The 25,381-nt window shown below is 59.7% G+C and carries 23 protein-coding genes and 1 tRNA gene; 12 read left to right on the top strand and 12 right to left on the bottom strand.

The features are described from left to right. Nucleotides 1–106: 106 nt before the first annotated feature. From tatC to ACXPUX_RS01165, 5 genes are all read right to left on the bottom strand, one after another. Nucleotides 107–916, bottom strand: coding sequence for a twin-arginine translocase subunit TatC (gene tatC / locus ACXPUX_RS01185; protein ID WP_458829413.1), 810 nt, complete (start codon nucleotides 914–916; stop codon nucleotides 107–109). A gap of 2 nt (nucleotides 917–918) precedes the next feature. Further along, complete coding sequence (gene tatA / locus ACXPUX_RS01180; RefSeq protein ID WP_458829411.1) at nucleotides 919–1,116, bottom strand: twin-arginine translocase TatA/TatE family subunit; 198 nt, start codon at nucleotides 1,114–1,116, stop codon at nucleotides 919–921. A gap of 101 nt (nucleotides 1,117–1,217) precedes the next feature. Then, nucleotides 1,218–1,769: a Sec-independent protein translocase subunit TatA/TatB gene (locus ACXPUX_RS01175; protein WP_458829409.1), complete on the bottom strand. Its 552-nt coding sequence runs from the start codon at nucleotides 1,767–1,769 to the stop codon at nucleotides 1,218–1,220. Between the two features lie 257 nt (nucleotides 1,770–2,026). Then, nucleotides 2,027–3,802, bottom strand: coding sequence for an ABC transporter ATP-binding protein (locus tag ACXPUX_RS01170; RefSeq protein ID WP_458829407.1), 1,776 nt, complete (start codon nucleotides 3,800–3,802; stop codon nucleotides 2,027–2,029). Further along, nucleotides 3,799–5,538, bottom strand: coding sequence for an ABC transporter ATP-binding protein (locus ACXPUX_RS01165; protein ID WP_458829405.1), 1,740 nt, complete (start codon nucleotides 5,536–5,538; stop codon nucleotides 3,799–3,801). The genes ACXPUX_RS01170 and ACXPUX_RS01165 overlap by 4 nt, the downstream gene beginning before the upstream one ends. A 148-nt stretch (nucleotides 5,539–5,686) precedes the next feature. Here ACXPUX_RS01165 and ACXPUX_RS01160 point away from each other — a divergent pair, with 148 nt between their 5' ends. From ACXPUX_RS01160 to mscL, 5 genes are all read left to right on the top strand, one after another. Beyond that, complete coding sequence (locus ACXPUX_RS01160) at nucleotides 5,687–6,784, top strand: SseB family protein (RefSeq protein WP_458829403.1); 1,098 nt, start codon at nucleotides 5,687–5,689, stop codon at nucleotides 6,782–6,784. Between the two features lie 82 nt (nucleotides 6,785–6,866). Next, complete coding sequence (gene dnaK, locus ACXPUX_RS01155) at nucleotides 6,867–8,684, top strand: molecular chaperone DnaK (RefSeq protein ID WP_458829401.1); 1,818 nt, start codon at nucleotides 6,867–6,869, stop codon at nucleotides 8,682–8,684. A 74-nt stretch (nucleotides 8,685–8,758) separates the two neighbouring features. Then, a complete protein-coding gene (locus ACXPUX_RS01150; protein WP_044960207.1) occupies nucleotides 8,759–8,986 on the top strand; it encodes a DUF1653 domain-containing protein in 228 nt (75 codons plus the stop codon). A gap of 88 nt (nucleotides 8,987–9,074) precedes the next feature. Continuing rightward, the gene (locus tag ACXPUX_RS01145; protein ID WP_458829399.1) at nucleotides 9,075–10,124 is read left to right on the top strand and encodes a hypothetical protein; all 1,050 of its coding nucleotides are present in this window, start codon (nucleotides 9,075–9,077) and stop codon (nucleotides 10,122–10,124) included. Between the two features lie 200 nt (nucleotides 10,125–10,324). Further along, nucleotides 10,325–10,774, top strand: a complete 450-nt coding sequence (gene mscL / locus ACXPUX_RS01140; protein ID WP_270192541.1) for a large conductance mechanosensitive channel protein MscL — start codon at nucleotides 10,325–10,327, stop codon at nucleotides 10,772–10,774. Between the two features lie 600 nt (nucleotides 10,775–11,374). Here the strand turns inward: mscL and ACXPUX_RS01135 are convergent. Next, nucleotides 11,375–12,922, bottom strand: coding sequence for an alkaline phosphatase (locus tag ACXPUX_RS01135; RefSeq protein ID WP_458829397.1), 1,548 nt, complete (start codon nucleotides 12,920–12,922; stop codon nucleotides 11,375–11,377). A gap of 542 nt (nucleotides 12,923–13,464) precedes the next feature. Here ACXPUX_RS01135 and ACXPUX_RS01130 point away from each other — a divergent pair. The 3 genes from ACXPUX_RS01130 to ACXPUX_RS01120 all read left to right on the top strand — a co-directional run bounded on the left by ACXPUX_RS01130 (nucleotide 13,465) and on the right by ACXPUX_RS01120 (nucleotide 16,059). Beyond that, complete coding sequence (locus ACXPUX_RS01130) at nucleotides 13,465–14,286, top strand: Cof-type HAD-IIB family hydrolase (protein ID WP_458829395.1); 822 nt, start codon at nucleotides 13,465–13,467, stop codon at nucleotides 14,284–14,286. 7 nt (nucleotides 14,287–14,293) lie between these two features. Further along, nucleotides 14,294–15,286, top strand: a complete 993-nt coding sequence (locus ACXPUX_RS01125; protein WP_458829393.1) for a 3'-5' exonuclease — start codon at nucleotides 14,294–14,296, stop codon at nucleotides 15,284–15,286. 170 nt (nucleotides 15,287–15,456) lie between these two features. Beyond that, complete coding sequence (locus ACXPUX_RS01120) at nucleotides 15,457–16,059, top strand: TVP38/TMEM64 family protein (protein ID WP_458829391.1); 603 nt, start codon at nucleotides 15,457–15,459, stop codon at nucleotides 16,057–16,059. Nucleotides 16,060–16,171: 112 nt separating this feature from the next. Here the strand turns inward: ACXPUX_RS01120 and ACXPUX_RS01115 are convergent, their stop codons facing one another. Further along, nucleotides 16,172–17,125 carry a SurA N-terminal domain-containing protein gene (locus ACXPUX_RS01115; protein WP_458829389.1) on the bottom strand — a complete coding sequence of 318 codons (954 nt, stop codon included), beginning with the start codon at nucleotides 17,123–17,125 and terminating at the stop codon, nucleotides 16,172–16,174. A 16-nt stretch (nucleotides 17,126–17,141) separates the two neighbouring features. Next, nucleotides 17,142–17,519: a DUF3592 domain-containing protein gene (locus ACXPUX_RS01110; protein ID WP_458829387.1), complete on the bottom strand. Its 378-nt coding sequence runs from the start codon at nucleotides 17,517–17,519 to the stop codon at nucleotides 17,142–17,144. A 398-nt stretch (nucleotides 17,520–17,917) separates the two neighbouring features. Between ACXPUX_RS01110 and ACXPUX_RS01105 the strand changes: the two genes are divergently transcribed. The 4 genes from ACXPUX_RS01105 to ACXPUX_RS01090 all read left to right on the top strand — a co-directional run bounded on the left by ACXPUX_RS01105 (nucleotide 17,918) and on the right by ACXPUX_RS01090 (nucleotide 22,344). Next, nucleotides 17,918–18,004: transfer RNA gene (locus ACXPUX_RS01105), tRNA-Leu, on the top strand. Between the two features lie 238 nt (nucleotides 18,005–18,242). Then, nucleotides 18,243–19,343 carry a leucine-rich repeat protein gene (locus tag ACXPUX_RS01100; protein WP_458829385.1) on the top strand — a complete coding sequence of 367 codons (1,101 nt, stop codon included), beginning with the start codon at nucleotides 18,243–18,245 and terminating at the stop codon, nucleotides 19,341–19,343. Between the two features lie 14 nt (nucleotides 19,344–19,357). After that, nucleotides 19,358–20,788: a vWA domain-containing protein gene (locus tag ACXPUX_RS01095; RefSeq protein ID WP_458829383.1), complete on the top strand. Its 1,431-nt coding sequence runs from the start codon at nucleotides 19,358–19,360 to the stop codon at nucleotides 20,786–20,788. 17 nt (nucleotides 20,789–20,805) lie between these two features. Next, the gene (locus ACXPUX_RS01090) at nucleotides 20,806–22,344 is read left to right on the top strand and encodes an AAA family ATPase (RefSeq protein WP_458829381.1); all 1,539 of its coding nucleotides are present in this window, start codon (nucleotides 20,806–20,808) and stop codon (nucleotides 22,342–22,344) included. A gap of 138 nt (nucleotides 22,345–22,482) precedes the next feature. Here the strand turns inward: ACXPUX_RS01090 and nifU are convergent, their stop codons facing one another. The 4 genes from nifU to ACXPUX_RS01070 form a co-directional block, all read right to left on the bottom strand. Continuing rightward, nucleotides 22,483–22,926 carry a Fe-S cluster assembly scaffold protein NifU gene (gene nifU / locus ACXPUX_RS01085; RefSeq protein WP_005922938.1) on the bottom strand — a complete coding sequence of 148 codons (444 nt, stop codon included), beginning with the start codon at nucleotides 22,924–22,926 and terminating at the stop codon, nucleotides 22,483–22,485. A 2-nt stretch (nucleotides 22,927–22,928) separates the two neighbouring features. After that, nucleotides 22,929–24,146, bottom strand: a complete 1,218-nt coding sequence (locus ACXPUX_RS01080) for a cysteine desulfurase family protein (protein ID WP_458829379.1) — start codon at nucleotides 24,144–24,146, stop codon at nucleotides 22,929–22,931. A gap of 175 nt (nucleotides 24,147–24,321) precedes the next feature. Further along, a complete protein-coding gene (locus tag ACXPUX_RS01075; RefSeq protein ID WP_458829377.1) occupies nucleotides 24,322–24,753 on the bottom strand; it encodes a hypothetical protein in 432 nt (143 codons plus the stop codon). Between the two features lie 274 nt (nucleotides 24,754–25,027). Further along, the gene (locus ACXPUX_RS01070) at nucleotides 25,028–25,351 is read right to left on the bottom strand and encodes a rhodanese-like domain-containing protein (protein ID WP_097782969.1); all 324 of its coding nucleotides are present in this window, start codon (nucleotides 25,349–25,351) and stop codon (nucleotides 25,028–25,030) included. Nucleotides 25,352–25,381: the final 30 nt, after the last annotated feature.

Raw genomic sequence — 25,381 nt, 5'->3', positions numbered from 1 at the left:
ACAAAGCTGTGCGGCAGCTTTGTGTTTCCGTGCCAACAAGAAACGCCGCTGCACGGCTGTGCAGCGGCGTTTGATTCAGTTGATGAAAACCGGAACGGAAGCGGGATCAGTCCTTGCTCTCTGCTTCTTCCTCTTCTTCGTCCTCGTCATCCTCGTCCGTATCACGCGGCTTATAGAAGATGCCGCTCAGCAAGATGCTGACAAAGTACAGCAGCACCATGGGGCCAGCCACCATGCACTGGGACACGATGTCCGGCGGGGTGACTACAGCGGCGATGAAGAAGATGACCACGATGGCTACGCCGCGCACCTGCTTGAGGATCTGCGGGTTGATGATGCCCATCTTGGAAAGGATGATGGTGATCAGCGGCATCTCAAACACACAGCCAAAGATGATGAACATGGTCAGGCAGAGGTTGACGTAGCTTTCGATACTGGTGGTGGTCTGGATGTACTCAGCACCCTCGATGCCGGTGCTGAGGAACCGCAGCATGAACGGCATCATGAGCTTATAGGCGAACAGCACGCCTACGCAGAACAAAATCAGACCCAGCAGCATGACCAGCTTGAAAAAGGTGCTTTCGCTCTTTTTCAGGCCCGGCTTTGCAAAGGCGTAGATGTTGTAAAAGGCCACAGGCACCGTTACCACCACACCTGCCAGAATGGACACCCGGAAATACTGCATCAGTTTTTCCTGCGGGGCAATGGACACGAACTGATAATAGTCGCGGCCCATGGCGGTAAGCAGATCGATCAGACGGTCTGCATACGCCAGCGAGACCACCACGCCCACCACAAACACCACCGCGCAGATGATGAGCCGGTTCCGCAGTTCTTTCAGATGGTCGGTCAGCGTCATGCTGCCGTCCTCTGCCATGACTTCGGCTTTCTTTTTGCGCTTTTTGCTTGTAGCCACAATTACTCCTCGTCTTCGTCCTTCTTATCAGCCTTCTTCACGGTCTCCTCGGACTCCTCGGCGTCCTCGTCCTCCATGCCCTTCTTGAAGCCATTGATGGTCTTACCGAACATCTTGCCCAGCTTCGGCAGGTTCTTGGGTTCAAAGATCAGCAGAACGACAACCAGAATGATCAGCAGCTCATTAGTACCAATACGCATAATAAATATCTCCTTTTTCTTGCCGCGCCGCGTGGCGGGCGTATTACAGAATGTATCTGGCAACCGCAGGCGCGGGTGCATCCATAAATAAGTAGGGGCGCTTACACCTTTGCTTCCTCAGCGGGTGCAGCTTCGGCAGCCTCTTCGGCTGCGGCAGGGGCTTCCTGCACGGGCTCAGCCACCGGCTCTGCGGCAGGCTGTGCGGCCTCGGCAGCGGGCTGCTCCGGCTTATCGGTGGGAGTCTCAGCAACTTCGGCAGCTTCTGCCGGGGCTTCGGCGGGCTGCTCGGGCAGTTCCTCCACAGCATCCTCGGTCAGGTCGGTGACCTCCTCGGTCTCAGCCTGCTTCTTTGCGGCCTCCTCCTTGCTGGTCTTGCCAATGCCGGTAAAGCTCTTGGTCACATCCCGCATGCTGCTGTCGATATCCTTCTTGATATCGGTCAGGGGGGCAACAGCTTCTTTCAGGGGTGCCTGGATCTCGTTCAGGGGCTCCACCACGTTCTTCTGGATTTCCTCAGAAGCAGCGCCGGTGTACTTCTTCAGCTCGCGGAGCATCTTGCCGATCTTCTTTGCGTAGACAGGCAGCTGGTCCAGACCGATGAACACAAACGCCACGATGACGATGACGATAAGTTCCCAAAAACCAATTTTCATAAGTAACGTTTCCTTTCCTGTACCAAGGGCGTTTCCAAGGCCGCTGCACACCACAGCGGTCTGCGTATTTCTGCCCTTTTTGGCGGGGATTCGGCGTACTGCGCGCCTTTGTTGCCCTATGTATACCGAAAAGTGGTGTACTGAATGTTAACTTATTATTAACATTCTGTGAATGAGCGCCTATTCAGCCCGTTTTATTTAACAAAACGCATTTTCGGCATTTGTTATTACAGGCTGGATAGGATACAACAGTGTTCTCAGGTCTGCACGCCCTCGAACTGACTGTTGTAGAGCTTGGCATAGAAGCCGCCCTGCGCCAGCAGCTGGTCGTGGTTGCCCTGCTCCACGATATGGCCGTCCTTCATCACAAGGATGACGTCTGCTTCCCGGATGGTGGAAAGGCGGTGCGCCACGATGAAGCTGGTGCGCCCCTGCATCATGCGGGCAAAAGCCTTCTGGATGCGTACCTCGGTGCGGGTATCAATGGAGGAGGTAGCTTCGTCCAAGATCAGCATGGGCGGCAGGCAGAGCATCACGCGGGCGATGCAGAGCAGCTGCTTTTGTCCCTGACTGATGTTGCCGCCGTCCTCTGCAATGACGGTATTGTAGCCATCGGGCAGGCGGCGGATAAAGCTGTGGGCATGGGCAGCCTTGGCGGCGGCGATCACCTCGTCCATGGTAGCGTCCGGCTTGCCGTAGGCGATGTTCTCCCGCACCGTACCGGCGCGCAGCCAGGTGTCCTGCAGCACCATGCCGTAGCTGCCGCGCAGGGAAGCGCGGGTCACATCCCGGATATCGGTGCCAGACACCCTGATGCTGCCGCTGTTTACATCATAGAACCGCATAAGCAGGTTGATGAGGGTGGTCTTGCCGCAGCCGGTAGGGCCTACGATGGCGATGCGCTGGCCGGGCTGCACGTCCAGCGAGAGCCCCTCAATGAGCGGGCGGTCCGGCAGGTAGCGGAAGGATACATCCTGCAGCTGCACATGGCCGTCCGGCTGCAAGGCGGCGGCGTTTTCGGCCTCCGGCACCTGATCCTCGGCGTCCAGCAATTCAAACACCCGGGCGGCGCAGGCCAGTGCGTTCTGCAGCTCGGTGACAACGCCCGAGATCTCGTTGAAGGGTTTGGTGTACTGGTTGGCGTAGCTTAAAAAGACGCTCAGCTGGCCGATGGTGATGCCGCCGCGCACGGCGTACAGCGCCCCCACAAGCCCCACGCCCGCGTACACGATGTTGTTCACAAAGCGGGTGGCGGGGTTGGTCAGGCTGGAGAAAAAGATAGCCTTCAGGCTCACGTCCTGTAATTGTCCGTTCACTTTGTCAAAGGCGGCAAGGCTCTCGGCTTCGTGGCCAAAGGCCTGCACCACCTTCTGGCCCTCGACCATCTCGTTGACCAGCGCGGTCTGCTTGCCGCGGACGGTGCTCTGGCTCTGGAAGTAGCCGTAGCTGCGCTTTGCCAGAAAGCCCGCCACCACAAGGCTCAGCGGGGTGATGCACACCACCACCAGCGTAATGGGCACGTTTTCCCGCAGCATGAACAGCAGGGTGCCAAAGATGGTCAGAATGCCGGAGAACAGCTGGGTAAAGCCCATCAATAGACCGTCCGCAAAGGTGTCCACATCTGCCACCATGCGGCTGACGATATCGCCGGAGGGGTGGCTGTCCAGATAGGACAGCGGCAAGGTCTGGATCTTGCGCAGCGCCTCGTTGCGCAGGTCGCGGCTGACCGAAAAGGTGATGCGGTTGTTGCACACGCTCAAAAGCCACTGCGCAAGGGCGGCTACGGCTGCCACCACCAGAATGCTCACTGCAATGCGCAGCACCCCGGCAAGGTCTACATTGCCCTTGCCCAGCATCTTATCAATGGCGTCGCCGCACAGGATGGGGATATACAGCTGGGCGGCTACGCTTACCGCCGCCACCAGCAGACTGCACACCACAAAAATGCTGTACGGGCGTATCTTGTGCAGCACCCGGTTCAGGGTGGCCTTGCGCTGCTGCGGGGTCAGCTTGTTTTTTGCTTTTGCACTCATGCTTCTGCCTCCCCTTTCTTGAACTGGCTCTCGTAGATCTCCTCGTACACCGGGCAGCTGCTGCGCAGGGCGCTGTGGGTGCCGATGCCCACCAGATGACCGTCATCCAATACTAAGATCTGGTCGGCGTGCTGCAAACTGGCGGCACGCTGGCTGACGATGAACACAGTCAGTGCCCCGGGCAGCGCCGCCAGTGCCTTGCGCAGGGCGGCGTCGGTGGCGTAGTCCAGCGCGCTGGCGCTGTCATCCAAAATCAGAATGTCCGGCTTGCCCACCAGCGCACGGGCGATGGTCAGGCGCTGCTTCTGTCCGCCGGAGAGGTTACGTCCGCCCTGCTCCACCGGCTCGTCCAGCCCAAGGGGCTTTGCACGCACAAAGTCTGCGGCCTGTGCCGTTTCCAGCGCCGCCCACAGGTCGGCATCGGTGGCATCCTTGTTGCCCCACAGCAGATTGGAGCGGATGGTGCCGCCGAAGAGCTGCGCCTTCTGCATGACCACCGCCACCCTGCCGCGTAAAGCGTCCCGGGGGTAGCTTTGCACCGGACGGCCAAAGATCTCCACGCTGCCCTCGGTGGCATCGTAAAAGCGCGGGATGAGGTTTACAAGGCTGGATTTGCCGCTGCCGGTGCCGCCGATGACGCCGATGGTCTGGCCTTTTTTGGCGGTAAAGCTGATATCGGTCAGGCTGGGTGCGCCCGCCCCGGTGTAGGTCAGCCCTACATGGTCAAAGCGCACGGCATCGCCGCTTTTGTCGGCGGGCACTTCGCCCAGCAGTTCTGCCGGGAAGGTCATGCCGGGTTTGGTGTCCAGCACCGCCTGCACACGGCCCGCGCAGGCCAGCGCCTTGCTGATTTGTACGATGAGATTGGCAAGCTTTACCAGCTCCACAAGGATCTGGTTCATGTAGTTCACCAGCGCAATGACATCGCCGGAGGCCATGCCGCCCACGTTGATCTCGATGCTGCCCACATACAGCAGCGCCACGATGGAAAGGTTGATGAGCACATAGGTCAGCGGGTTCATCAGCGCCGAAAGATGGCCGACGTGCAGCTGCATCCCGGTCAGCAGGGCGTTGGCGTGCTCAAAGCGGTCGATCTCGCTCTGCTCCTTATCAAAAGCGCGCACCACGCGCACGCCGGTCAGGTTCTCGCGGGTCAGACCCAGCACCCGATCCAGCCGGGTCTGCACCGTCTTGTACAGCGGACGGGTGATGACCATCACACCAAACACCACCACGCTGAGCAGCGGGATGGTGACTACAAAGATCATTGCCGCCCGGGCGTTGACCGTAAAGGCCATGACCATAGCGCCCAGCACTACAAAGGGGCTGCGCAGGAACAGGCGCAAAAACAGGTTGAGCCCGCTCTGCACCTGATTGATATCGCTGGTCATGCGGGTGATAAGGGTGCTGGTGCCCAGCGTATCCATCTCTGAAAAGCTCAGGCTCTGGATATGGGCAAACAGAGCGTGCCGCAGCGCGGTGGAGTAGCCCACCGCCGCCTTGGCGGAAAAATACTGCGCGGTCAGGCTGCAGGTAAGGCCGATGAAAGCCAGCAGCAGCAAAAGGCCGCACCGCACCAGAATATAATGCAGGTCATGTGCTGCAATGCCAACATTGACGATATCGGCCATGACCAGCGGCACAAACAGATCAAAGGTGGCTTCCAGCATCTTAAAGAGCGGTGCAAGCACACTTTCGCGCTCGTAGCCCTTCAGGTAGCCAAGCATCCGGTTCAAAAAAATTCCTCCTTTGGGGGTCAAAATCTACCTTATTATAGCGCGCTGTATGCTGAAAATCCAGTGCAGCAGCTGCGTTTTGCATTGTACAAGCTGCCAAATCCTGTTATACTAGAGCTGAGATTGATAGGGAAGTATGGTGAACACAATGGTAAGACGAACAGACGGCGGGGTACGCTTCCGCCCGGTGGGCAGCCGCCGCAGCCGCACCGCACCGGTGTACAGCCCGCGCGGCACCGGCTGCCCGGCTATCGAGCAGGCAGTGCAGAGGCTGTACAAGGGGCAGAATGAGGAAAGCTTCTGGTCTTTGATGAGCGCCTTGAATTACGCGCTGGAGCTGGAGACCCATGTGCTGGTGCCGCTGCAAACGGCGCTTTCGGCGCAGGGTGCGCCCGCCCCGTGGATGGAGCACCCCATTCCGGCAGAAAAGGCCGACGGTCTTGCCTTGTGGACGCTGCGCAACGATAAAGGGCGCTGCTGGCTGCCGCTGTTTACCTCGGTGGCAGCTGCCGGTGCGGACCGCAGCACCGCAAGCCGCCCCATGGCTGACCGCACCTTGGAACAGGCCATGCAGCTGGCGCTGGACACCCCGGGCATCGACGGCGTGGTGCTGGACCCATGGAGCAACTCGGCCTCGCTGGACGGTGCGCTGCTCAACGGTCTGCTGCACGCAGGGCACACCCCAGAGGGCCCCGGTGCAGAGGAAGCCGAAGCCGGTAAGGAGGCCGCCCGCGCCGGACACTGGGCGGCAGCGGCAGAGTGCTACCAGAAAGCCGCTGAGCAGGGAAATTCTGCCGGGCTATCGCTGCTGGGCGAGTGCTTGTATCAGGGGCGCGGCGTGCCCAAAAGCGCTGCGCAGGCGCGCAAGCTGTGGAAGGCCGCAGCCGAAAGCGGCGAACCCATCGCCCTTTTGAACCTTGGCGATGACTGCGCCGCCCGGGGCGATAACGGCAAGGCACTATTGTGGTACCGCCGGGCGCGGCAGAACGCGGCAGCGGTGCCGGATATCGAGTACACGCCCCGGGTCTGTCTGCGGCTGGCGCAGTACGAGACCCGCTACACCTCCCGCAAAAAGGCGCTGGCGCAGGCGGCAGAAGCAAAGCAGGCTTTTACCATTTTGCAGCGGGAGCACGAGCCGGACGCCGACCGCTGGTTACAGGAAGCGGAGCAGCTGCTCTACGAGCTGACCCACGAGCCGCCCGCGGCTCCGGCGGCATATAACATAGAATCTTTACAATTGGACTAAAAAATGGTCACAGCCGTCCGGTAAGATAGACTGGAGAAAAATCAGCCCGCAGACACGGCGGACAAGAAATAGAGGAAACAGTATGAGCAAAGTGATCGGCATTGATCTGGGTACGACCAATTCCTGTGTAGCAGTAGTAGAGGGCGGCAAGCCCGTGGTCATCACCAATGCAGAGGGCGAGCGCACCACCCCCAGCGTGGTGGCCTTTACCAAGGACGGTGAGCGTCTGGTGGGCGGTGCAGCCAAGCGCCAGATCGCCACAAACTCCGGGCGCACGATCTCCAGCATCAAGCGGTACATGGGCTCAGACTACCGGGCGCACATTGACGGCAAGGACCTTGCCCCGCAGGAGATCAGCGCCATGATTCTTGCCAAGATCCGCCGAGACGCCGAAAGCTATCTGGGCGAGCCCGTCACCGAGGCTGTCATCACCGTGCCCGCCTATTTTGACGACAGCCAGCGCAAGGCCACGCAGGATGCAGGCCGCATTGCGGGGCTGAACGTGCTGCGCATCATCAACGAGCCTACCGCCGCCGCTGTGGCCTACGGCTTGGACAACGAAGCCGCACAGAAGATCCTGGTCTACGACCTTGGCGGCGGCACCTTTGACGTGTCCATCATCGAGATCGAGGACGGCACCTTTACGGTGCTTGCCACCGGCGGCGACACCCATCTGGGCGGCGATGATTTTGACCAGCGCATCGTGGAGTACGCGGTGGCAGAGTTCAAAAAGTCTGACCGCATCGACCTGACCCGCGACCCCGCCGCCATGGGACGGCTGAAGGAGGAAGCGGAAAAGGCCAAGAAGGAGCTTTCCAGTGCGCTCTCCGCCCAGCTGAACCTGCCCTTTATCACGGTGGGCAAGGATGGACCCCACCACTTGGATATCGCCCTGTCCCGCCCGCAGTTCGAGATGATGACCGGCGATCTGCTGTCCCGCACCGTGACCCCGGTGCAGAACGCTTTGCGGGATGCCGGCATCTCTGCCAGCCAGCTGGGCAAGGTGCTGCTGGTGGGCGGCAGCACCCGGATGCCCGCCGTGGAGCGGCAGGTGCGGGAGCTGCTGGGCAAGGAGCCCAGCCACAGTCTGAACCCGGACGAGTGCGTTGCCATGGGCGCAGCGGTGCAGGGTGCACTGCTGCAGGGCGGCGGCAAGCTGGCGGGTGCCACCGGCGCGGCAGCGCAGGGATTGGTGCTGATGGATGTGACCCCGCTGACTTTGTCCATCGAGACGCTGGGCGGGGTCGCCACCCCGCTGATCACCCGCAACAGCATGATCCCCACCCGCAAGAGCCAGATCTTTACCACCGCCCGTCCCATGCAGACCAGCGTGGAGATCAACGTTTTGCAGGGCGAGCGCCACTTTGCGCGGGACAACAAGTCTTTGGGCAAGTTCAAGCTGAACGGCATCCGGGCAAGCTTTTCGTCTAAGCCCCAGATCGAGGTCACCTTTGATATCGACGTGAACGGCGTGGTGAAGGTATCTGCCAAGGACCTTGCCACCGGGCGGGAGCAGAACATCACCATCACCGGCAGCACCAACCTTTCCGAAAACGAGATCCAGCGCGCCATGGCAGACGCCGCCGCCTACGAGGCCGAGGACAGCCGCCGCAAGGAGCGTCTGGAGCTGCACAATCAGGCCGAGGTGCTGGCTTATAAGGTGGACGAAGCACTTTCTAAGTGCAAAAAGGAGCTGGACAAGGACGAAAAGTCCCGCGTGAAGGCCGACCTTGCCAACCTGCGCCACTGCCTGCGCAAGGATAAGCCCGAAAAGATGAACGAGACCGAGGAAGCCGCCCTGCGGCAGGCCAAGAGCCAGCTGGAAACCTCGGCCAACCACCTGATGCTGTTGTACTCTGCCGAGCAGACCCCCGGCGATGGAACGGACAGCACGCTTTAATATAATAAGGTTTGTGGGCTGCTGCACCCGCCCGGCGCAGCAGCCCTTTTTTGAAGAAAGAGAAGGGAGCCGTTATGAAGGAACTGCAATATCCGGTGCGCCCCGGGCGCTACCGCCACTTTAAAGGCAACGAATATCAGGTGCTGGGCGTAGCACGCCACAGCGAGACCGAGGAGGAAATGGTGGTGTACCGCGCCCTGTACGGCGAGGGCGGGCTGTGGGTGCGCCCCGCCGCCATGTGGCTGGAGACTGTGACCCGGGATGGCGTTACCCAGCCCCGCTTTACCTATATCGGAGAGTGAGGCCCCCGGCTTGAATCCCGTTATTGACCCTAGGATTATTTTGCGGTAAAATGTGGGTATGATGCCAAACAATAAAGGAGGTTTTCGTATGAAGGCCAAACGATGGATCTCGCTGCTGCTTGCGGTCAGCATGATGCTTGGTGTGCTGGCAATGCCCGCCTCGGCGGCAGCGCAGCAGCCGGAAAGCACCGCTGTTGTCAGCGAGGAGCTGCCCGATGCCGCAGCGCTGAGCGCGGCAGAGGATGAAAATGATATCGTCAGCATCCGCATCCGGGCGACCGGCAACCTTGTCTATGGTTCCGATTATAAGCTGGAGGTGGAGACCCGGCCTGAAAACACCCAGTATATCGCTGTGGTGCTGGGCACCAGCGGCGAAGCCTACGGCTATGTGACCCTGATGATCTCGGATAAGCTGCGCACCCTGCTCAAGCTGATCCCCCTGCCCAAAAAGATGTCCCAGACCCCGGATCAGACCGAGGAATTCAACGTATACAGCTACCTCAAGCAGCTGATCGACGGCAACGACGTCAGCGTACTGCTGCGGGTGGCGGACGAGGTAGTGTCGGTAATGGACACCGTCAGCTTCTTTATCCCGGCCAGCTACCTGACCACCGTGAAGAACGTTTCCAACGGCATGAAGCTGGCACTGAGCCTGATCCGTAAGTATCTGCCCGAGGGCGCGCTGAGCCGCATCTATCTGGACGAGCAGCCCAAGGACAGCGGCAAGTACTTTGCCGGTGCCATCGCGCTGGAAAGCAGCGATATCAATGCCGCCGGCTTTGCCATGTTCAAAATCAAGCCTAAGACGGAAAACGTCAGCCTGAGCTGGGCAGCCGATGCCCCGTCCAGCATGACCATCTCCCAGCTGCAAAACGCCGACCTGACCGCCAAGGTCATTTCGGACGGACAGGTGGCTGAAAACGGCAAGGTGAGCTACACCTACAAGAAAAAGACCTTCCTGTGGTTCAGCAGCAAAATGAGCGGTGTGCCCACCGAGCCCGGTACCTACATCCAGACTGCCAAGGCAGGGGGCAACTACTCCTGCGGCAGCATCAGCCGCACCATTACGGTGACCGCTGACCCCCAGCCCGCAGCCGAGCAGCCCGCCGAACAAGCGGCAGAGCAGCCCGCAGCATAAATCAGCGGAAAACTACTTTTAAATAGGACGCTCCCGGAAAGTCCGCAGACTTTCCGGGAGCGTTTTTTCACAACAGAAGCTACTTTTTATTTTCCATGAAATGGGCTGCTTTACTCTTGCAAATCGCCGCGCAATACGCTATTATAAAAATAAATAACCCCTTTCGGTAAAAAAAGGGGACAAGAAGGAGCGGTTTATCTATGGAAGAGAAAAAAAGCGGCATCAAAAAGTTCCTTGAAGAGTTCAAGGCGTTTGCCATGCGCGGCAACGTGCTGGACATGGCAGTGGGCGTTGTCATCGGCGGTGCCTTCACTGCCATTGTCACCGCGCTGGTGGAGGATATCATCAACCCGCTGATCGGCCTGTTCTTCAAGGCGGATTTTTCCGATGTGGTCATCGGTCTGGGCGGCTCCAGCATCAAGATCGGCGAGTTCGTCAACTCCATCATTAACTTCCTCATCGTTGCCTTTGTGCTGTTCGTTGTGATCAAGTTTGTCAACTCCCTGCACAAAAAGCCCGAAGAGCCCGCCGAGCCGGAGGAGCCCACCACCAAGGTGTGCCCCTACTGCCAGAGTGAGATCTCCATCAAGGCTGTGCGCTGCCCCCACTGCACCTCCAAGCTGGAGGGCTTTCCCGAAATGAAGGCCTGAAGCATTCAGCATTGACAATTGGCGCAGATGCGCTATAATAGAAGTAGAAAAGGCGCTGGTCGGCAAACGGCTACCCGTTACCGGCGATCGCTTGTTCCTAAGAGTAAAGAAAGCAAGTGACCGTTAGCTTGGGGAAGCGTGTGGCGGTTACTTGCTTTTCTTGTTGTCATCGTTCGATTTGTCATGAGAGATTTTCCACGCGATGTCAAATGTAGTGTTTACTACATCAACGATCAACGCTGCCACTGTCGCTAACAAAGTCAGCAACAGCATCACTTCCGACAAGGTCATGCAACTCCCCCCTTCCTCGTAATGCTACAAGTAAGGGGATGACTTCAAAATAAGCCTGCCCCTCGGCATTCCGTTCATTCCATGGGTCTCCGTGGAACAAACTCCTGTCGGTAAGAGCAGCCGCCTGCGTTTTCGACACAGCACCTTTTCACCGCTTTGCAGCGGCAGACCCATTGTAACACGTTTTTCTTCGCATTACAACAAAACCCTCCCTGCCGGGCGCAGTCTTTGCGCTTGCGGCAGGGAGGTTTTTGCACATTTTGCGGCTTGGTTGTGGAAAAGTGGAGTGGGAAAATCAAGATATATTACTTACTGAACCTTGGTCAGCTCAGCCAGCTTGTGGTAGATCTCAGTGTTGTCGTACACGCCGCCGAACTTCTCGGCGCCGACACCCATGGCGTACACGTTGACCATGGCACCGGTGTGGGCGTAGGTGGTGTGGTCCATGCCGGACTTATGGTTGATGGCATGGCAGACAGCCATGCTGAAGGGGATGTAGGTACCGTACAGCTCGTAATCCTGCTGGCTCATCTTGCTCTGGCTGGAGGAACCCACCTGCAGGGTGCGCTCGTAGGCCTTGCGCAGGTTCTCCACCTCGTAGTCGGTCAGCAGTAGTTTGCCTGCGCTGGCGGCAGCGGGGTCGGTGGGCAGGGTCAGGCCAAAGACGCTCTTCACATCCTGCATGGCAGTCTCAAAGGGGGTCTTGTTGGCAATGTAGCCCTGCACATAGGTGGAATCGAACTTTGCATAGGACATCTTCTGGTGTGCCAGATTGGTCAGGAAGGTGTCGTAGTTGGTGGTCTTGTAGCCGATGGCCATGCCGCCGGTCTCGTGGTCGGCGGTGACGAGGATCAAAGTCTCATTGGGGTGCTCGTTGTAGAAGTCCACAGCAGCCTGCACTGCGTTGCTCATCTCCAGCACATCATGGATGGAGGCAGCGGCATCGTTGGCGTGGCAGGCCCAGTCGATTTTGCCGGACTCGGTCATCAGGAAGAAGCCCTTCTTGTTGTTCAGCAGTTCGATGCCCTTCTTGACGTAATCGGTCAGCTGCCACTCGCCGTTGGCAGCGTCCATAGCGTAATTCATGGACTTACCGTCGCCTAGGTTCTCGGCGATGATCAGGGTCTTGCCTGCACCGGCGGTCAGGGCAGCTGCACCGGCCTGCGTGGTGACCACATTGTAGCCTGCGTTGGCAGCCACGGTGTGGTTGTCGGGGCCGGTGCCGTCGCCGTTCACCTTCTGGAATTCGCCGCCGGCGAAGTATTCAAAGTCGGAGTTTGCCAGCTCCACGCCGATCTGATAGTAGTTCTTGCGGGTTTTTTGGTGGGCATAGAAAGCAGCAGGGGTAGCGTGGTCGATGTTCACGGTGGAGATGACGCCCACCTTATAGCCCTTCTGGGCGTGCAGCTTTTCGGCGATGGTCTCGTAGGGCACATCGCGGGTCCACGGGCACATATTGATGACACCGCTCTCGGTCTTGTGGCCGGTGGCGATGGAGGTGGCGGTGGAAGCGGAGTCCGGGCAGAAGGAGGTGCTGTCGTAGGTAGTCACGCTGCCCACCTGCGGGAAGCTGGTAAAGCTCAGGTCAGCCTCGGTCACAGCGCCGTTGTTGTCCACGGTGCCCTTGTAGAAGCGTGCGGACTGGATCTGGGCAGTGCCCATGCCGTCACCGATGAACAGGAAAACATACTTGGGCTTTTTGAATACGTCCAGCAGACCGTTCTCTTCGTCTGCAGCGGCAGAAGCATCGGCCTCGGCGGCGTGAGCGGCTACGGGGGCAGCCGACAGCATGCCCACTGCCGATGCAACGGCACCGGCCTTCAGGAAGCTGCGGCGGGAAATTTTCGCATTTTTCATAACAGATATCCTCTCTTTTTTCAGCCCGGCTTGGGGCGGTTCTACTATTTCTTGTGGGAACACCTGTATTGTAGCACACCGCCCGCAGCGGCGAAACCAGCCCCGTGTAACACTTAGGTAAACCTTTGGCGTGCGGAAGGGCGGGGGTGTAAAATCCGGGCAAAGCAGGTAAAATCTGCCTGTAACGCCCGCCGAAGGGTCACTTTTTGCCACAGAAATCAATTTTCCTCTAAAGGCTTCCCCCGGAAGGGACAGATTCTCCCCGCGCCGGGGAGAAATGTCACCGAAGGTGACAAAGAGGGGAACAGCTGTCACCGCAGGTGACTGATGAGGGCGCTGTTGCCGTAGTTACTCCTCATCCGGCGCTACGCGCTACCTTCCCCCAAGGGGTGAAGGCTTTTGCTCCGGGGCAAACTTCAAACGTTGATTTTCGTGACTTTTTGGCCGAACCGCCCCGCAAGGGTTGCAAGCAGGGGGCTTTTCATTGTACAATAGAGAGAGCAAGCTGAGATATACTTCTATAATGAGAGGATCTTTTAAATATGTTTGATATCAAAGTGCTGGCGCTGGATCTGGATGGCACTCTGACCAACGACCAGAAGCTCGTCACCCCGCGCACCCGCGCCGCGCTGGATGCCGCCATTGAAAAAGGCGTCACCATCGTGCTGGCGTCCGGTCGGCCCACCGCCGGCATCCAGCCGCTGGCTGAGGAGCTGGGTCTGGACAAAAAGGGCGGCTGCATCCTGTCCTACAACGGCGGCAAGATCGTGGACTGCCGCACCGGCGAGACGCTGGTGGAAAAGACGCTGGACCCCGCCCTTGTGCCCGAGCTGTGCGCCTTTGCCGCCGCGCAGGATATTGCCATCCTGACCTATAACCGCGAGGGCATCGTCTGCGAGCGAGACAAGGACGAGTGGGCCAACAAGGAGTGCTTTACCACCAAGCTGCCCATGATCCATGTGGACGATCTGGCATCCTATGTGAACTACCCCGTGTGCAAGATGCTTATCACGCTGGACCCCGCCCGCCGGGACGCGGTGTGTGCCGCCGGGCAGCAGCAGTTTGCGGGCCGCGCCGACCTGTACCCCTCCAGCCCCTTCTTTATCGAGGCGGTGCCGCTGGGCGTTGCGAAGGACGGTAGTCTGGCGGAGCTTCTGAACCGCATGGGGCTGACCCGCGAGAACCTGATGGCCTGCGGCGATGGCCTGAATGACCGCTCCATGATCGCCTACGCCGGGGTGGGCGTCGCCATGCAGAACGCCGAGCAGCCGGTAAAGGACTGCGCCGACTATGTGACCACCGCCGACAACAACCACGACGGCGTGGCCGAGGCCGTGGAGAAGTTTATTTTACGAGAGGACTAACAAAGCAATGCCGCGTAACTTGGTTTTATTTGATCTGGAATGGAACATCGGCTACCAGCCGTATACCTTTAACTACCATGGGGTGCAGCAGACCCTGCGGGGCGAGATCGTGGAGATCGGCGCTGTAAAGATCGACGAGGACGCCAATGTGCTGGACACCTTTTCCATCCATCTGCGTCCCCGCATCTTCCGCAAATTGCAGCACCATATCGCCAAGGTGACCGGCCTGACGCAGGCAGATCTGGACAAGGGCGAGCCCATCGTGCAGGGACTGCGCCGTTTTATGCAGTGGTGCGGCCCGGATGCCGAGTTTGCCGAGTGGGGTCTGGACGATGTGCCGGTACTCAAGCAGAACCTGTTCCTGTGCAATCTGGACGAATCCAAGCCCACCGTGTGGTACGATCTGCAGCAGGTCTTTCTGCGGGAGCATCCCCGCAAGGAGGGCGAGGGCATGACGCTGGAAAGTGTAGTTACCCGCATGGGCATCCCCATGGAGCGCCCCTTCCACGATGCACTTTCGGACACGCTGTACACCGCCGATGTCTGCCGTCTGCTGGATCTGCGCGCCGGGCTTGCCGCCTACCCCACCGAGGACGAGGCGCTGCGCCAGAGCTTGTGCCAGACCCCCGGTGACTACCGGGATTTTACGGTGTTCCACGGCTATGTGGAGCAGTACGCATGGCGGGTTGACCCCAAGATCAGCCAGATGCCCTGCCCGGAGTGCGGCACCACCCTGCAGCCGGATGAGATTTGGCTGAAAAAGGGCAGCAACAGCTGGTATACACTATGTCAGTGCCCCAGCTGCACCGGCAGCGGCAACGCCGCCGGGCAGGGCGTGTTCCAGCGGTACAAGCTGTCCCGCCGGGACGGTCTGCACTGGAGCTTTGCCCGCTGTGCCCAGATGCCGGACGCCGAAAGCCTTGCCCGCTGGGAAAAGCTGCGCACCGCCCAGCTGGAGCGGATGCGCGCCAAGGCCGAAAAGCAGGCCGCGGAAAAGTAAATGAAGGAAAATCCCTTTTCATCTCGTAGTATTGGTAGCAGAGCCTGAAGCGTGTCGAAAAATGCACACTCTGTTCACGGCTCTGTCATAGAGAATGGATATACTAAGCATGATACAGCCTGCCCGGGAACGCCCCGGCACCGGCTGCACGGAAAGGGATCGGACACAGGATGCAAACCACACTGATGGGCTGGATACACCAGCTTGGAACACTGGAATACTGGGAGGCACTGCTGGCGGGCTTTGAGGGGCTTGGCCCCCTTGTGCCCATTCTGCTGGCGATGGTGGAGTCCTTTTTTCCGCCGCTGCCGCTCATCGCCATTGTGGCACTGAACGTAGCCGCACACGGCGGTCTGCTGGGCTTTTTGTACAGCTGGGCAGGCGTGGCGCTGGGCGGCACCATCATGTTTTTGTTCTGGCGGCGGCTCATCAAGCGCTTTTTCTGGAAGGTAGCCAGCCGCTCTCCCAAGCTGGAAAAGGCACAGCAGTGGGTGAACCGCTTCGATACCTCGTCCCTGTTCATGCTGTCGCTGCTGCCCTTCACCCCCACCTCCTTCATGCACTTTGCCTTCGGGATGTCGGACTTTGACGAAAAGCGCTACCTGCGCACTGTTCTTTTGGGCAAAGGCTTGATGGTCGCCATGATGGCCGTCTTTGGGCAGTCACTGGTCAGCTCCCTGAAGAACCCGGTCTACCTTGTGCTCGCAGTCCTGCTGTGGGGCGGGATGTACTGGGTAAGCAAAAGGTTCTGCCAGAAGCATCATCTGGAATAAAGCGATACTGTTCGGGACAGCGGAGCACCTGCGGGCGCACTGCTGTCTCTTTTTTTGCAGAAAAAAGCCATGACGGACAGCCCGCAGACTGCCCGCCATGGTGTAGGTCGTATTATTTTGCTTCCGGTTCCTGCACAAGGGGCTCGGACGGCGGCGGGGTGAGGGTGGAATGCGCTACCACAAAGGCCGTTGCCTTTGCCCGGGCAAGGCGCTGTCGCACCTTGCGGGCATCGTTCGCGGGAAAGGTGCGCTCCCCGTCCAGCTTCTCGTTCCAGTGCGCAAGGGCGGCGTTCACCTCGGCTTCGGTGGGCTGTAAGCCCTCCCGCTCAGCCACCAGCAAAAGCCCCAGCCAGCTGCGCAGCTTGCGCTCTGCCTGCCGATGCAGCCACTGCCGAAACTGCTCCACCGTCTGCCCGCGCACGGCCAAAAACTGGTCAAAGTTGACCCCGTTCGCCTGCAAACCCAGATTGAACTGCCGCTGCTCGGCAAAGTAGTTGCCCGCTTCCAGCCGTTTGGGCACCGGGCCGGTCACCTCGTCGCCCAGCTGCCAGACCAGCTCCTTCTCGGCACGGTCTTTGGCCTGTGCGCAGCGCTTTGCGTAGAGTTCCCGGGTCACCCGGTCGCGCAGCGCGGCCTTGCCTGCGGCATCGGCGGCGCGCTCTTCATCGCCGTAGTTGCGGTTGATCTCCAATTCAATGGTCAACCGGCGCAGCGGGTGCGGCTCGATGGCCTGCACAAAGCCGGTATCCCGTCCCAGCTCCAGCGGCGGCAGGGTGTAGAACTGCGCTCCTGCCCGGAAGCCCTCGGCCCTGTTGACCGCCAGCAGCTCAAAATCCGGGTCGGTCACCGGTACAAGCTGCTGCTCCTGCACCAGCTGTCGGTAAAGAGGGTCAAAGCCCTCCAGAATGGTGCGGTTCACCGCTGCCGTCAGCAGCTCTTCCTCGTCCTGCGGGGCATCCGGGGTGGCCTGCTCCTTTGCCAGCGCAGCGGCCAGCTCCTCTGCACTTGCCGTGAATACCAGTCGGCAGTCCCCCGGCTCAGCCATGCCGAAATGTTCCAGTTTCATGCGGTGTCCCTCCTTCTCAGCGGTTCATGATACCGAACATCAGCACCAGCAGCGCCACGCCGATGCCGACGTACAGCAGCTCAGCACCCAGCACGGACTTGTCGCCCTCCACGAACATCTTCTCCGGGGCATCGGGGTCGTAGTACAGGGTGACCACGCTGCCCTCGGCAAAGGGCTTGCCCTTGGCGGGCTTGGGATATTGCAGCCGGTGGCTGCCGCCTGCGGTGGTAAACTCCAGCACATAGGCAGCGCCGTCCCGGCTCTGCACCGTGCCGCTTACCGTGGCCTGCACGCAGACGCCCTTGGTGCGCAGCTGCTGCCGCGCCCGCACGCTGCGCAGCGCCATGTAAAACATGATCAGTGCACCCACCAGAAAAATAATCACATTCAGCATCGTTTTCCCTCGTTTTTCCGTAATCGCCGGGTTGTGCCCGGACGTATAGGCAATACCACATAATTCTAAGTGCCGATACGGCGCGCGAGGTGCGGCAGATGCTAAGCCAAAAGCGCAGATAATACTTTTTGTATTATCGAGCATTTTGGCAGCGCAGATGCCGTGCCGCAGCCGCCGGAACGGTGCTTAAGCCGTCAGGCGGGAATTGTGCGGTGTTGCCTTTCGTTTATTGTACCATAATCTGCCCTAAAAAGCGCCCCACAGCCGCTATCCAGAGTGCACCAACTTTGCCGTAAAATTTTGTCGAATAATTTTGAAATTAAGCCTTGACATTTCTCTTGTATCTGGTATAATAACTATCGTTCCCGGCGCTGCGGTGCAGGAACAAAACAGAATATGCGGATATGGCGGAATTGGCAGACGCGTTAGATTCAGGTTCTAATCGGGGCAACTCGGTGGAGGTTCAAGTCCTCTTATCCGCACCACAGAAAAGACAGCTTTTGATAGCTGTCTTTTTTGCTTTATATGGCAATTTTCTTTCAGCAGCACCGGCAGAACAGCGGACTTGAACAGGGCGGCAACAAAAGGGAAGCACCGGCAGCGCTGCCGGGCACCGCGGCCTATTTGCACAGAACCGTTCAAATCGTTCTCTGCACTGGACAACCACCCCCTGTTCGCGGTATACTGAAAGCTGAATGAATGCAGAAAAAACGAGGTCGCAGCATGGTGGAACAGGCAAACGAACTGATATTGGATCTCCTGCCCCTTTCGGCAGATGCAGCACGGCTGGTGCGGGTGTACGGCACAGCGCCCTGCGTGGTGCTGCCGGGCACTCTGCCCGCCCCGGCGGGCGGCAGCTTTGCCCTGACCGAGCTGGGCGACTACTGCTTCTCGGAAAAGCCCCGCAGTCTGCCTGTGGCAGATGCCCTCTGCCGCTACGCAGTAGGCGCGGACGGCACGGTGCGGCTGACCCGGGCATTCGGGCAGGCGGTGGGGCAAAAGCCCGCCCGCCGGTACGATTTTGACCTCGATGCCCCGACAGCGGAGGAAGCAGAACTGCACCCGGTGTGCGGCAGCTTTTTAGAGGAAGTCACCCTGCCGGACAGTGTACAGGTCATTGGCAGCTGCGCCTTTTACAACTGCCGCAGCCTGCGTCTGCTCACGGTGGGCAGCAGCAGCCTGACCGTTGGCAGCGATGTGTTTTTGAACTGCTTTGCGCTGGAGACCCTGCGGGTGCAGGCCGCACCGGAGCAGCCCACCGGGCTGTTTGCGCTGGTGAACAACATCACCGAGGCCGTGCAGGCGCAGTTCTGGCCCGCCGATGCCCCCGCGCCGCTGGCGGCGCTGTGGTACCCCGCCTACTGGGAGGATATCGAGGAGACCCCCGCCCACATCCTGCTGCACACCTTTTCCGGGCAGGGATATCATTACCGGCAGTGTTTTCTCGACAATAAATTCCTCCCCGCAGAATATGACGCTATCTTCCCGCAGGGGCACGATGCCGATGACGCCGCCATTATGGCCATGCTCTGCTTTGCCCGTCTGCGGTACCCGTGGCAGCTGACCGAAGCTGCCGCCGGACACTACCGGGCGTTTCTGGCAGCCAACACCGACCGGGTGTTCGCCCGCCTTTTAAAGGCGCAGGACACCGACAGCATCCGCGCCCTGCTGGCGTTGGACGTGCTGGATAAAGACGCTTTTGCGTCCGCCGCCGCCCTTGCCGCCAAGGCAGAGAACGCCGCCGCTGCCGCCCTGCTGGCAGATGCGGAGCACAAAAAATATGCTCCCCAGCCCAAAAAGCAGCGGTACGATTTTGATTTTTGAGAGGTGACCACACGTTGCCAAAGGAAAAATTTTTCGACCCCCGCAAGCCCTTCCAGTCCCAGCGGCCGGAGACCCACGAGGAGTGGCAGGCGCGCATGGGCGGTGAGGTGCTGGCGGTGGTGCGCAGCGGGCTGTATCTGGACTTCCGGTTTCTGGATATGGCACTCAGCGCCCTGACCCCCGCCCCGGACGAGCGCTGCCGGGTGCTGGCTACGGACGGACAGACCCTGTATTACCAGCCGCAGCGCCTGTTGCAGCTTTATCAGGAGAACCCGAAATATCTCAACCGGTTGTATCTGCACACCATATTCCACTGCGTATTCCGGCATTTGTGGCTGAAAGGCCGCCGCGAGCCGCAGCTGTGGAGCCTTGCGTGCGATATCGCGGTGGAAAACGTCATCGACAGCTTACAGCGCAAAAGCGTGATGCGCCCACTGACCTATGTGCGGCAGAACGCCTACCGGCAGATCACCGCCGAGGAAAAGGTAGTGGCAGCAGCGCCGGTGTACCGCTGGCTCACCCGGCAGACGCCCGGCGTGCTGCGGCAGCTGGAGCGGGAGTTTTTCACCGATGACCACCGCCTGTGGCCGAAGGATGCCCCGGAGCAGCCCCAGCAGTTGCCCACCCCTCTGCCGCAGAAAACGTGGCAGAAGATCGGGGAACGGATGCAGACCGAGCTGAACCTGCGGGACAAGGAGGCAGGCGAGGGCACCGATGCCTTGAAGCAGCAGGTCAAAGCCGCCAACCGCAGCCGCCGCAGCTACAAGGACTTTCTGCGCCGGTTCTGCGTCCTGCGCGAGGAGGTCAAGCTGGACCCGGACGAGTTTGATCTGAACTTTTATACCTACGGCCTTTCGGTGTACGGCAACCTGCCCCTCATCGAGCCGCTGGAAAGCCGGGAGAGCAAAAAGATCGAGGAACTGGCATTGGTCATTGATACCAGCTACTCCACCTCCGGCGAGCTGGTGCGCGCCTTTCTGGCCGAGACCTACACCCTGCTGAAAGGGCGGGAGAACTTTTTCCACCGCATGAATTTGCACCTGATTCAGGCTGACAACGCCGTGCGGCAGGATATCCTCATCCGCAACGAGGACGAACTCATCCACGCCATGAACCACTTTGAACTGCGGGGCGGCGGCGGAACGGACTTCCGCCCGGCCTTTGAATATGTAAACCAGCTCTGCGCCGAAAAGAAGTTTTCGAACCTGCGCGGCCTGCTGTACTTCACCGACGGCATGGGCACCTACCCGGCGCGGCGTCCCGGCTACGATACCGCCTTTCTGTTTTTGGGGGAGCGGTTCGATGATGCCAACGTGCCGCCGTGGGCGATGAAGGTGGTACTGGACGAAGAAGAATTTACCGGCGCGGCAGCCCGTCCGGCCAGCGCCCTTGCGGACGCTCTGGCTGAGGAGGACGACCTGTACCGCGAGCTGAACAACTCCTGACAAGAGGGGGAACCATTATGAACATCAAACGTGCCAAAGAAGAGATCGAGCATACCGTAAAAGCCTACCTTGCCAAGGATGCGCTGGGCGAATACGCCATTCCCGCCATCCGGCAGCGCCCCATCCTGCTGATGGGTCCTCCGGGCATTGGCAAAACGCAGGTGATGGAGCAGGTGGCCCGGGAGTGCGGGGTGGCGCTGGTGGCCTACACCATCACCCACCACACCCGCCAGAGCGCCGTGGGTCTGCCCTTTATCCGGCAGCGCCACTACGGCGATAAGGACGTATCGGTGACCGAGTACACCATGAGCGAGATCATCGCCAGCATCTACGCTAAAATGGAGGCCACAGGCCTTTCGGAGGGTATTCTGTTCATCGACGAGATCAACTGCGTGTCCGAGACGCTGGCGCCCACCATGCTGCAATTTTTGCAGTGCAAGACCTTTGGCAATCAGGCTGTGCCTGCGGGCTGGGTCATCGTGGCGGCAGGTAACCCGCCGGAGTACAACAAATCCGTCCGGGATTTTGACATCGTCACCCTTGACCGCGTGCGCCGCATGGACATCGAGCCTGACCTGCCGGTGTGGAAGGACTACGCCCGCGCTGCGCACATCCACAGTGCCATCCTGAGTTATCTGGAGCTGCATCCCCAGAACTTTTACCAGATCAATGCGGACGTGGACGGCACCCAGTTCGTCACCGCCCGCGGCTGGGAGGATCTTTCCAACCTGCTGGATACCTACGAGGCACTGGGCTTGCAGGCGGACGAGGAGCTGATCCGGGAGTATATCCAGCACCCCAAGATCGCCGAGGACTTTTCGGCCTATCTGGATCTGTACTACAAGTACCGGGACGACTACGGCGTGGAGGAAATTCTTGCCGGGCAGGCAAAGCCCGCCGTGTTCGCACGGCTGCTGCAGGCTCCCTTTGACGAGCGGCTCAGCCTTGTCAGCCTGCTGCTGGCGGGGCTGGACACCCGCTTTGCCGCCTCCTTGCAGGCGGACGCCGTGGCCGATGCCTGCTACGCCTTTTTGCGGGAGACCAAAAAGGCGCTGGCTACCCTGCCGGAGGATATCCCGGACGGCTCCGCAGAGCTGTTCAGCCAGCAGATCAAGGACTACGAGACGGAGACCCAGCAAAAGCGCGATGCCGGGCTGCTGGGCAAGGCAGAGCTGACCAACCGCCTGCAGGTGCAGGCCGCGCTGCACCAGTGGGAAGGGGAGCTGCGCCGCGCCAACGCCGCCGGCACGCAGGAGGCCTTCGACCTGCTGCGCGGTCAGTTCCGTGCACTGGCAGATCAGCGCGAGACTACGCAAAAGACCGCCGCCGCTGCGCTGGAAGCCGCCTTCGACTTTATGGAGCAGGCCTTTGCGGAAAGTCAGGAGATGGTGGTGTTCGTCACCGAGCTTACGGTGAACCCCGTCTCCCACCAGTTCCTCACCGAGAACGGCTGCGAGCGGTACTTCAAGTACAACAAGGACCTGCTGCTGGATCACCGCAAGGCCGCTTTGCAGCAGGAGCTTGCCGCCGAGCAGCGCCGCCATGGCGGGGTGTAAGGCGCGGAAAACGATTTGATTTTTTGGGGTTCAGAAACGCCTGCGGGCGTTTCTGAACCCCTTTTCTCACAAGTGGGGGCGCAAAAAAGGACACCGCGCGCAGCGGTGTCCTCTTTTTTGCTTAGGATATTGTCAGGATCAGTGGCCGCAGCTCTCGCAGTGCTCGCAATCCTCTTCCAGCTTGCCCACGATGGGCTCCGGGTCGATGCCCTGACGGCGGTAGTAGTCGGACAGAGCAGCCTTGACAGCCTGCTCGGCCAGAACAGAGCAGTGCACCTTGACCGGGGGCAGACCCTCCAGAGCCTCCACAACGGCCTTGTTAGTCAGCTTCAGCGCCTCGTCCACGGTCTTGCCCTTGATCAGGTCGGTGGCCATGCTGCTGGTGGCAATGGCTGCGCCGCAGCCAAAGGTGAGGAACTTGACGTCCACGATCACATTGTTCTCGATCTTCAGGTACATGCGCATGATGTCGCCGCACTTGGGATTGCCCACTTCGCCCACGCCGTTTGCGTCGGGCAGCTCACCTACGTTGTGCGGATTTGCGAAATGCTCCATGACCTTGGCACTATACATACTTGCCATAATTACTGTTCTCCCTTCAGGCTGAACTGGCGGGCCTTGTTCTGACCCTGCAGCCACATACAACTCATAGCGCGGCGGCGGGGAATGACCTCCTCCAGCACGTCACACAGATATTTTGCTTCTTCCATGGTGTTCTGCGGGCCAAAGGTGAACCGCATGGAACCGTGGCCGATCTCCTCCGGCAGACCGATGCTCAGCAGCACATGGCTGGGGTCCAGACTGTCGGAGTTGCAGGCAGAGCCGGTAGAAGCGCAGATGCCGTGCATATCCAGATCCAGCAGAATGGTCTCGCCCTCCAGCCCCGGGAAGCTGATGTTCACATTGCCGGGCAGACGGGGTGCGCGGCCGCCGTTCAGGCGTGCCTCCGGGATGTTCTTCAGGATGCGGTCGATGACATAATCCCGCAGCTCCTGTTCATGTGCCATGCGCTCTTCCAGATGCGTGGTAGCCATTTCCAGTGCCTTGCCCATGCCGGCGATACCGGCAACGTTCTCGGTACCGGCGCGGTGGCGGGCTTCCTGACTGCCGCCGTCGATCAGGTTCTGGGGCCATACGCCCTTGCGGCAGTACAGCACGCCCACGCCCTTGGGGCCGTTGAACTTGTGGGCGCTCATGGACAGCATATCCACGCCCAGCTCCTTCACGTCCACAGGGATGGCACCCACAGCCTGCACGGCATCGGTGTGCATCCACACGCCATGCTTGTGGGCGATCTCGGCGATCTCCTTGATGGGCTGGATGGTGCCGATCTCGTTGTTGGCCATCATGATGCTGACCAGTGCGGTGTCGGGACGGATGGCAGCCTCCACATCCTCGGGGCGGATGTAGCCCTCGGAGGTGGGACGGATATAGGTCACCTCAAAGCCCATGCGCTCCAGTGCAGCCATGCTGTGCATGATAGCGTGGTGCTCGAAAGCACTGGTGATGAGGTGCTTTTTATTCTGGCGTGCCTTGGTAAAGGCAGTGCCCTTCACCGCCCAGTTGTCGGCCTCGGAGCCGCAGCCGGTGAAGAAGATCTCGGCGGGGGTAGCATTGATGGCCTTTGCCACCTGTGCGCGGCCGGTATCCACAAATTCCTTTGCCTCGTAGCCGATGCTGTAATGGCTGCTGGGGTTGCCGCAGGCACCGCTGAGCGCCTGCACCATTACCTCCAGTACCTCCGGTGCACAGGCTGTGGTGGCAGCATTATCTACATAAACCACTTTTTCTGTGTTTTCCATAAGAATGACCCTTTCTCATTGAATGCGTGTGCCACAGGGCGGCACCCCCGCACGCACGCGCGGAATCCTTTCAACGGATAAGTTATACCATATCATTCCCTAGTATGTCAATAGGAATACTGGAACTTCCCGGTTCAAAAGCAGTTTTCTGCACTCCGAAAGCCGGGAAAAACCATTATCTTCCTTTTCCGGTCAGCTTGCCCAGCACCACCTTCCACTTGGGGTAGCCCCAGCGCTTATCCTCGGCAAAGTCGTCCGCCAGCTTCCACGGGAACACCCCGCCGTCAAAGTACAAGTTTCCGGCTTCGTCCACCTTATCCAGCTTTTTGGGCAGGTAGCTTTCGTCGTAGTAGCTCTTGCGGCGGTCCGGCAGCACCCAGTGCAGCGTGCCGTCCTCATCCATGCCGGACGCCCACACGCCGAACACAAAGGTGGCAGCCTCGCCGTAGCAGTGCTGCTCAAAGCGGATGGCGCCATCGTAGTAGAACTTGATGACCTCCAGCGTGCCGGATTCCTTTTTGCCGTCTCGACCCAAGGTGGGGCGGTAATCCTGCTGGTAACGGCAGCCGCAGTGGCTGCCCGCGAACTCTTTTGCATGGAACGACATGGCATGGTTTCCTTTCTGTTGTGGTTTTGTGCCTCTTATTATAGTAAGCAGCTTTTTGGCGGGTTCGCCCTCTCCGTCACGGCTTACGCCGTGCCACCTCTCCCAAAGGGAGAGGCAAGAGCACTGCCGGAAACTTTCTCATTGCGCCTAATGCTTTAGTGCCAAACTTTACGGCTTGGCTCTCCCTGAGAGGAAAGACTTCCCCCGCTCCGGGGGAAGATGTCACAGCAGGTGACAAAAGGGGGAATCTGGCGCGGGAGCGCCTGAGAGGGTTTTAAAAATGCCCCTCAAAATCGCCCTCGATCTCGTAGGGCCAGCTTAAAATGCCGCCTAAGTCCCGCAGGTCGGTGTAGCCAAGGGCTTCCAGCTTCTGCACGGCGTCGGCGCTGCGGCGTCCTGTGCGGCAGTACACCAGCCACAGGGCGTTTTTGTCCGGCAGCACCTCGGCGGCGCGGTCGATGACCTGCCCCAGCGGCAGCAGCTTTGCCCCCGGGATGTGCCCCACGGCGTACTCGTCCGGCTCGCGCACATCCACGGCCACGGCCTTGCCGGAATCCAGCAGACGAATGGCGTCTGCGGCGGTGATCTTTTCTGTCATACTCTCACTCCTCAAAGATAGGTTCTGTTC

The sequence above is a fragment of the Faecalibacterium sp. PGM34 genome (genome assembly GCF_054456555.1).
Note: the sequence above shows the minus strand (reverse complement) of the source record. Positions and strands in the feature narration are given on the sequence as shown.

What these genes read in the sequence shown, in the direction of transcription:
- mscL (WP_270192541.1), top strand. Translation starts at nt 10,325, where the DNA reads ATGGAAGAGAAAAAAAGCGGCATCAAAAAGTTCCTTGAAGAGTTCAAG.
- ACXPUX_RS01150 (WP_044960207.1), top strand. Translation starts at nt 8,759, where the DNA reads ATGAAGGAACTGCAATATCCGGTGCGCCCCGGGCGCTACCGCCACTTT.
- ACXPUX_RS01130 (WP_458829395.1), top strand. Translation starts at nt 13,465, where the DNA reads ATGTTTGATATCAAAGTGCTGGCGCTGGATCTGGATGGCACTCTGACC.
- ACXPUX_RS01170 (WP_458829407.1), bottom strand. Translation starts at nt 3,802, where the DNA reads ATGAGTGCAAAAGCAAAAAACAAGCTGACCCCGCAGCAGCGCAAGGCC.
- ACXPUX_RS01090 (WP_458829381.1), top strand. Translation starts at nt 20,806, where the DNA reads ATGAACATCAAACGTGCCAAAGAAGAGATCGAGCATACCGTAAAAGCC.
- ACXPUX_RS01075 (WP_458829377.1), bottom strand. Translation starts at nt 24,753, where the DNA reads ATGTCGTTCCATGCAAAAGAGTTCGCGGGCAGCCACTGCGGCTGCCGT.
- ACXPUX_RS01080 (WP_458829379.1), bottom strand. Translation starts at nt 24,146, where the DNA reads ATGGAAAACACAGAAAAAGTGGTTTATGTAGATAATGCTGCCACCACA.
- ACXPUX_RS01120 (WP_458829391.1), top strand. Translation starts at nt 15,457, where the DNA reads ATGCAAACCACACTGATGGGCTGGATACACCAGCTTGGAACACTGGAA.
- ACXPUX_RS01125 (WP_458829393.1), top strand. Translation starts at nt 14,294, where the DNA reads ATGCCGCGTAACTTGGTTTTATTTGATCTGGAATGGAACATCGGCTAC.
- dnaK (WP_458829401.1), top strand. Translation starts at nt 6,867, where the DNA reads ATGAGCAAAGTGATCGGCATTGATCTGGGTACGACCAATTCCTGTGTA.
- ACXPUX_RS01160 (WP_458829403.1), top strand. Translation starts at nt 5,687, where the DNA reads ATGGTAAGACGAACAGACGGCGGGGTACGCTTCCGCCCGGTGGGCAGC.
- ACXPUX_RS01110 (WP_458829387.1), bottom strand. Translation starts at nt 17,519, where the DNA reads ATGCTGAATGTGATTATTTTTCTGGTGGGTGCACTGATCATGTTTTAC.
- ACXPUX_RS01135 (WP_458829397.1), bottom strand. Translation starts at nt 12,922, where the DNA reads ATGAAAAATGCGAAAATTTCCCGCCGCAGCTTCCTGAAGGCCGGTGCC.
- ACXPUX_RS01070 (WP_097782969.1), bottom strand. Translation starts at nt 25,351, where the DNA reads ATGACAGAAAAGATCACCGCCGCAGACGCCATTCGTCTGCTGGATTCC.
- nifU (WP_005922938.1), bottom strand. Translation starts at nt 22,926, where the DNA reads ATGGCAAGTATGTATAGTGCCAAGGTCATGGAGCATTTCGCAAATCCG.
- ACXPUX_RS01115 (WP_458829389.1), bottom strand. Translation starts at nt 17,125, where the DNA reads ATGAAACTGGAACATTTCGGCATGGCTGAGCCGGGGGACTGCCGACTG.
- ACXPUX_RS01100 (WP_458829385.1), top strand. Translation starts at nt 18,243, where the DNA reads ATGGTGGAACAGGCAAACGAACTGATATTGGATCTCCTGCCCCTTTCG.
- tatA (WP_458829411.1), bottom strand. Translation starts at nt 1,116, where the DNA reads ATGCGTATTGGTACTAATGAGCTGCTGATCATTCTGGTTGTCGTTCTG.
- ACXPUX_RS01145 (WP_458829399.1), top strand. Translation starts at nt 9,075, where the DNA reads ATGAAGGCCAAACGATGGATCTCGCTGCTGCTTGCGGTCAGCATGATG.
- ACXPUX_RS01175 (WP_458829409.1), bottom strand. Translation starts at nt 1,769, where the DNA reads ATGAAAATTGGTTTTTGGGAACTTATCGTCATCGTCATCGTGGCGTTT.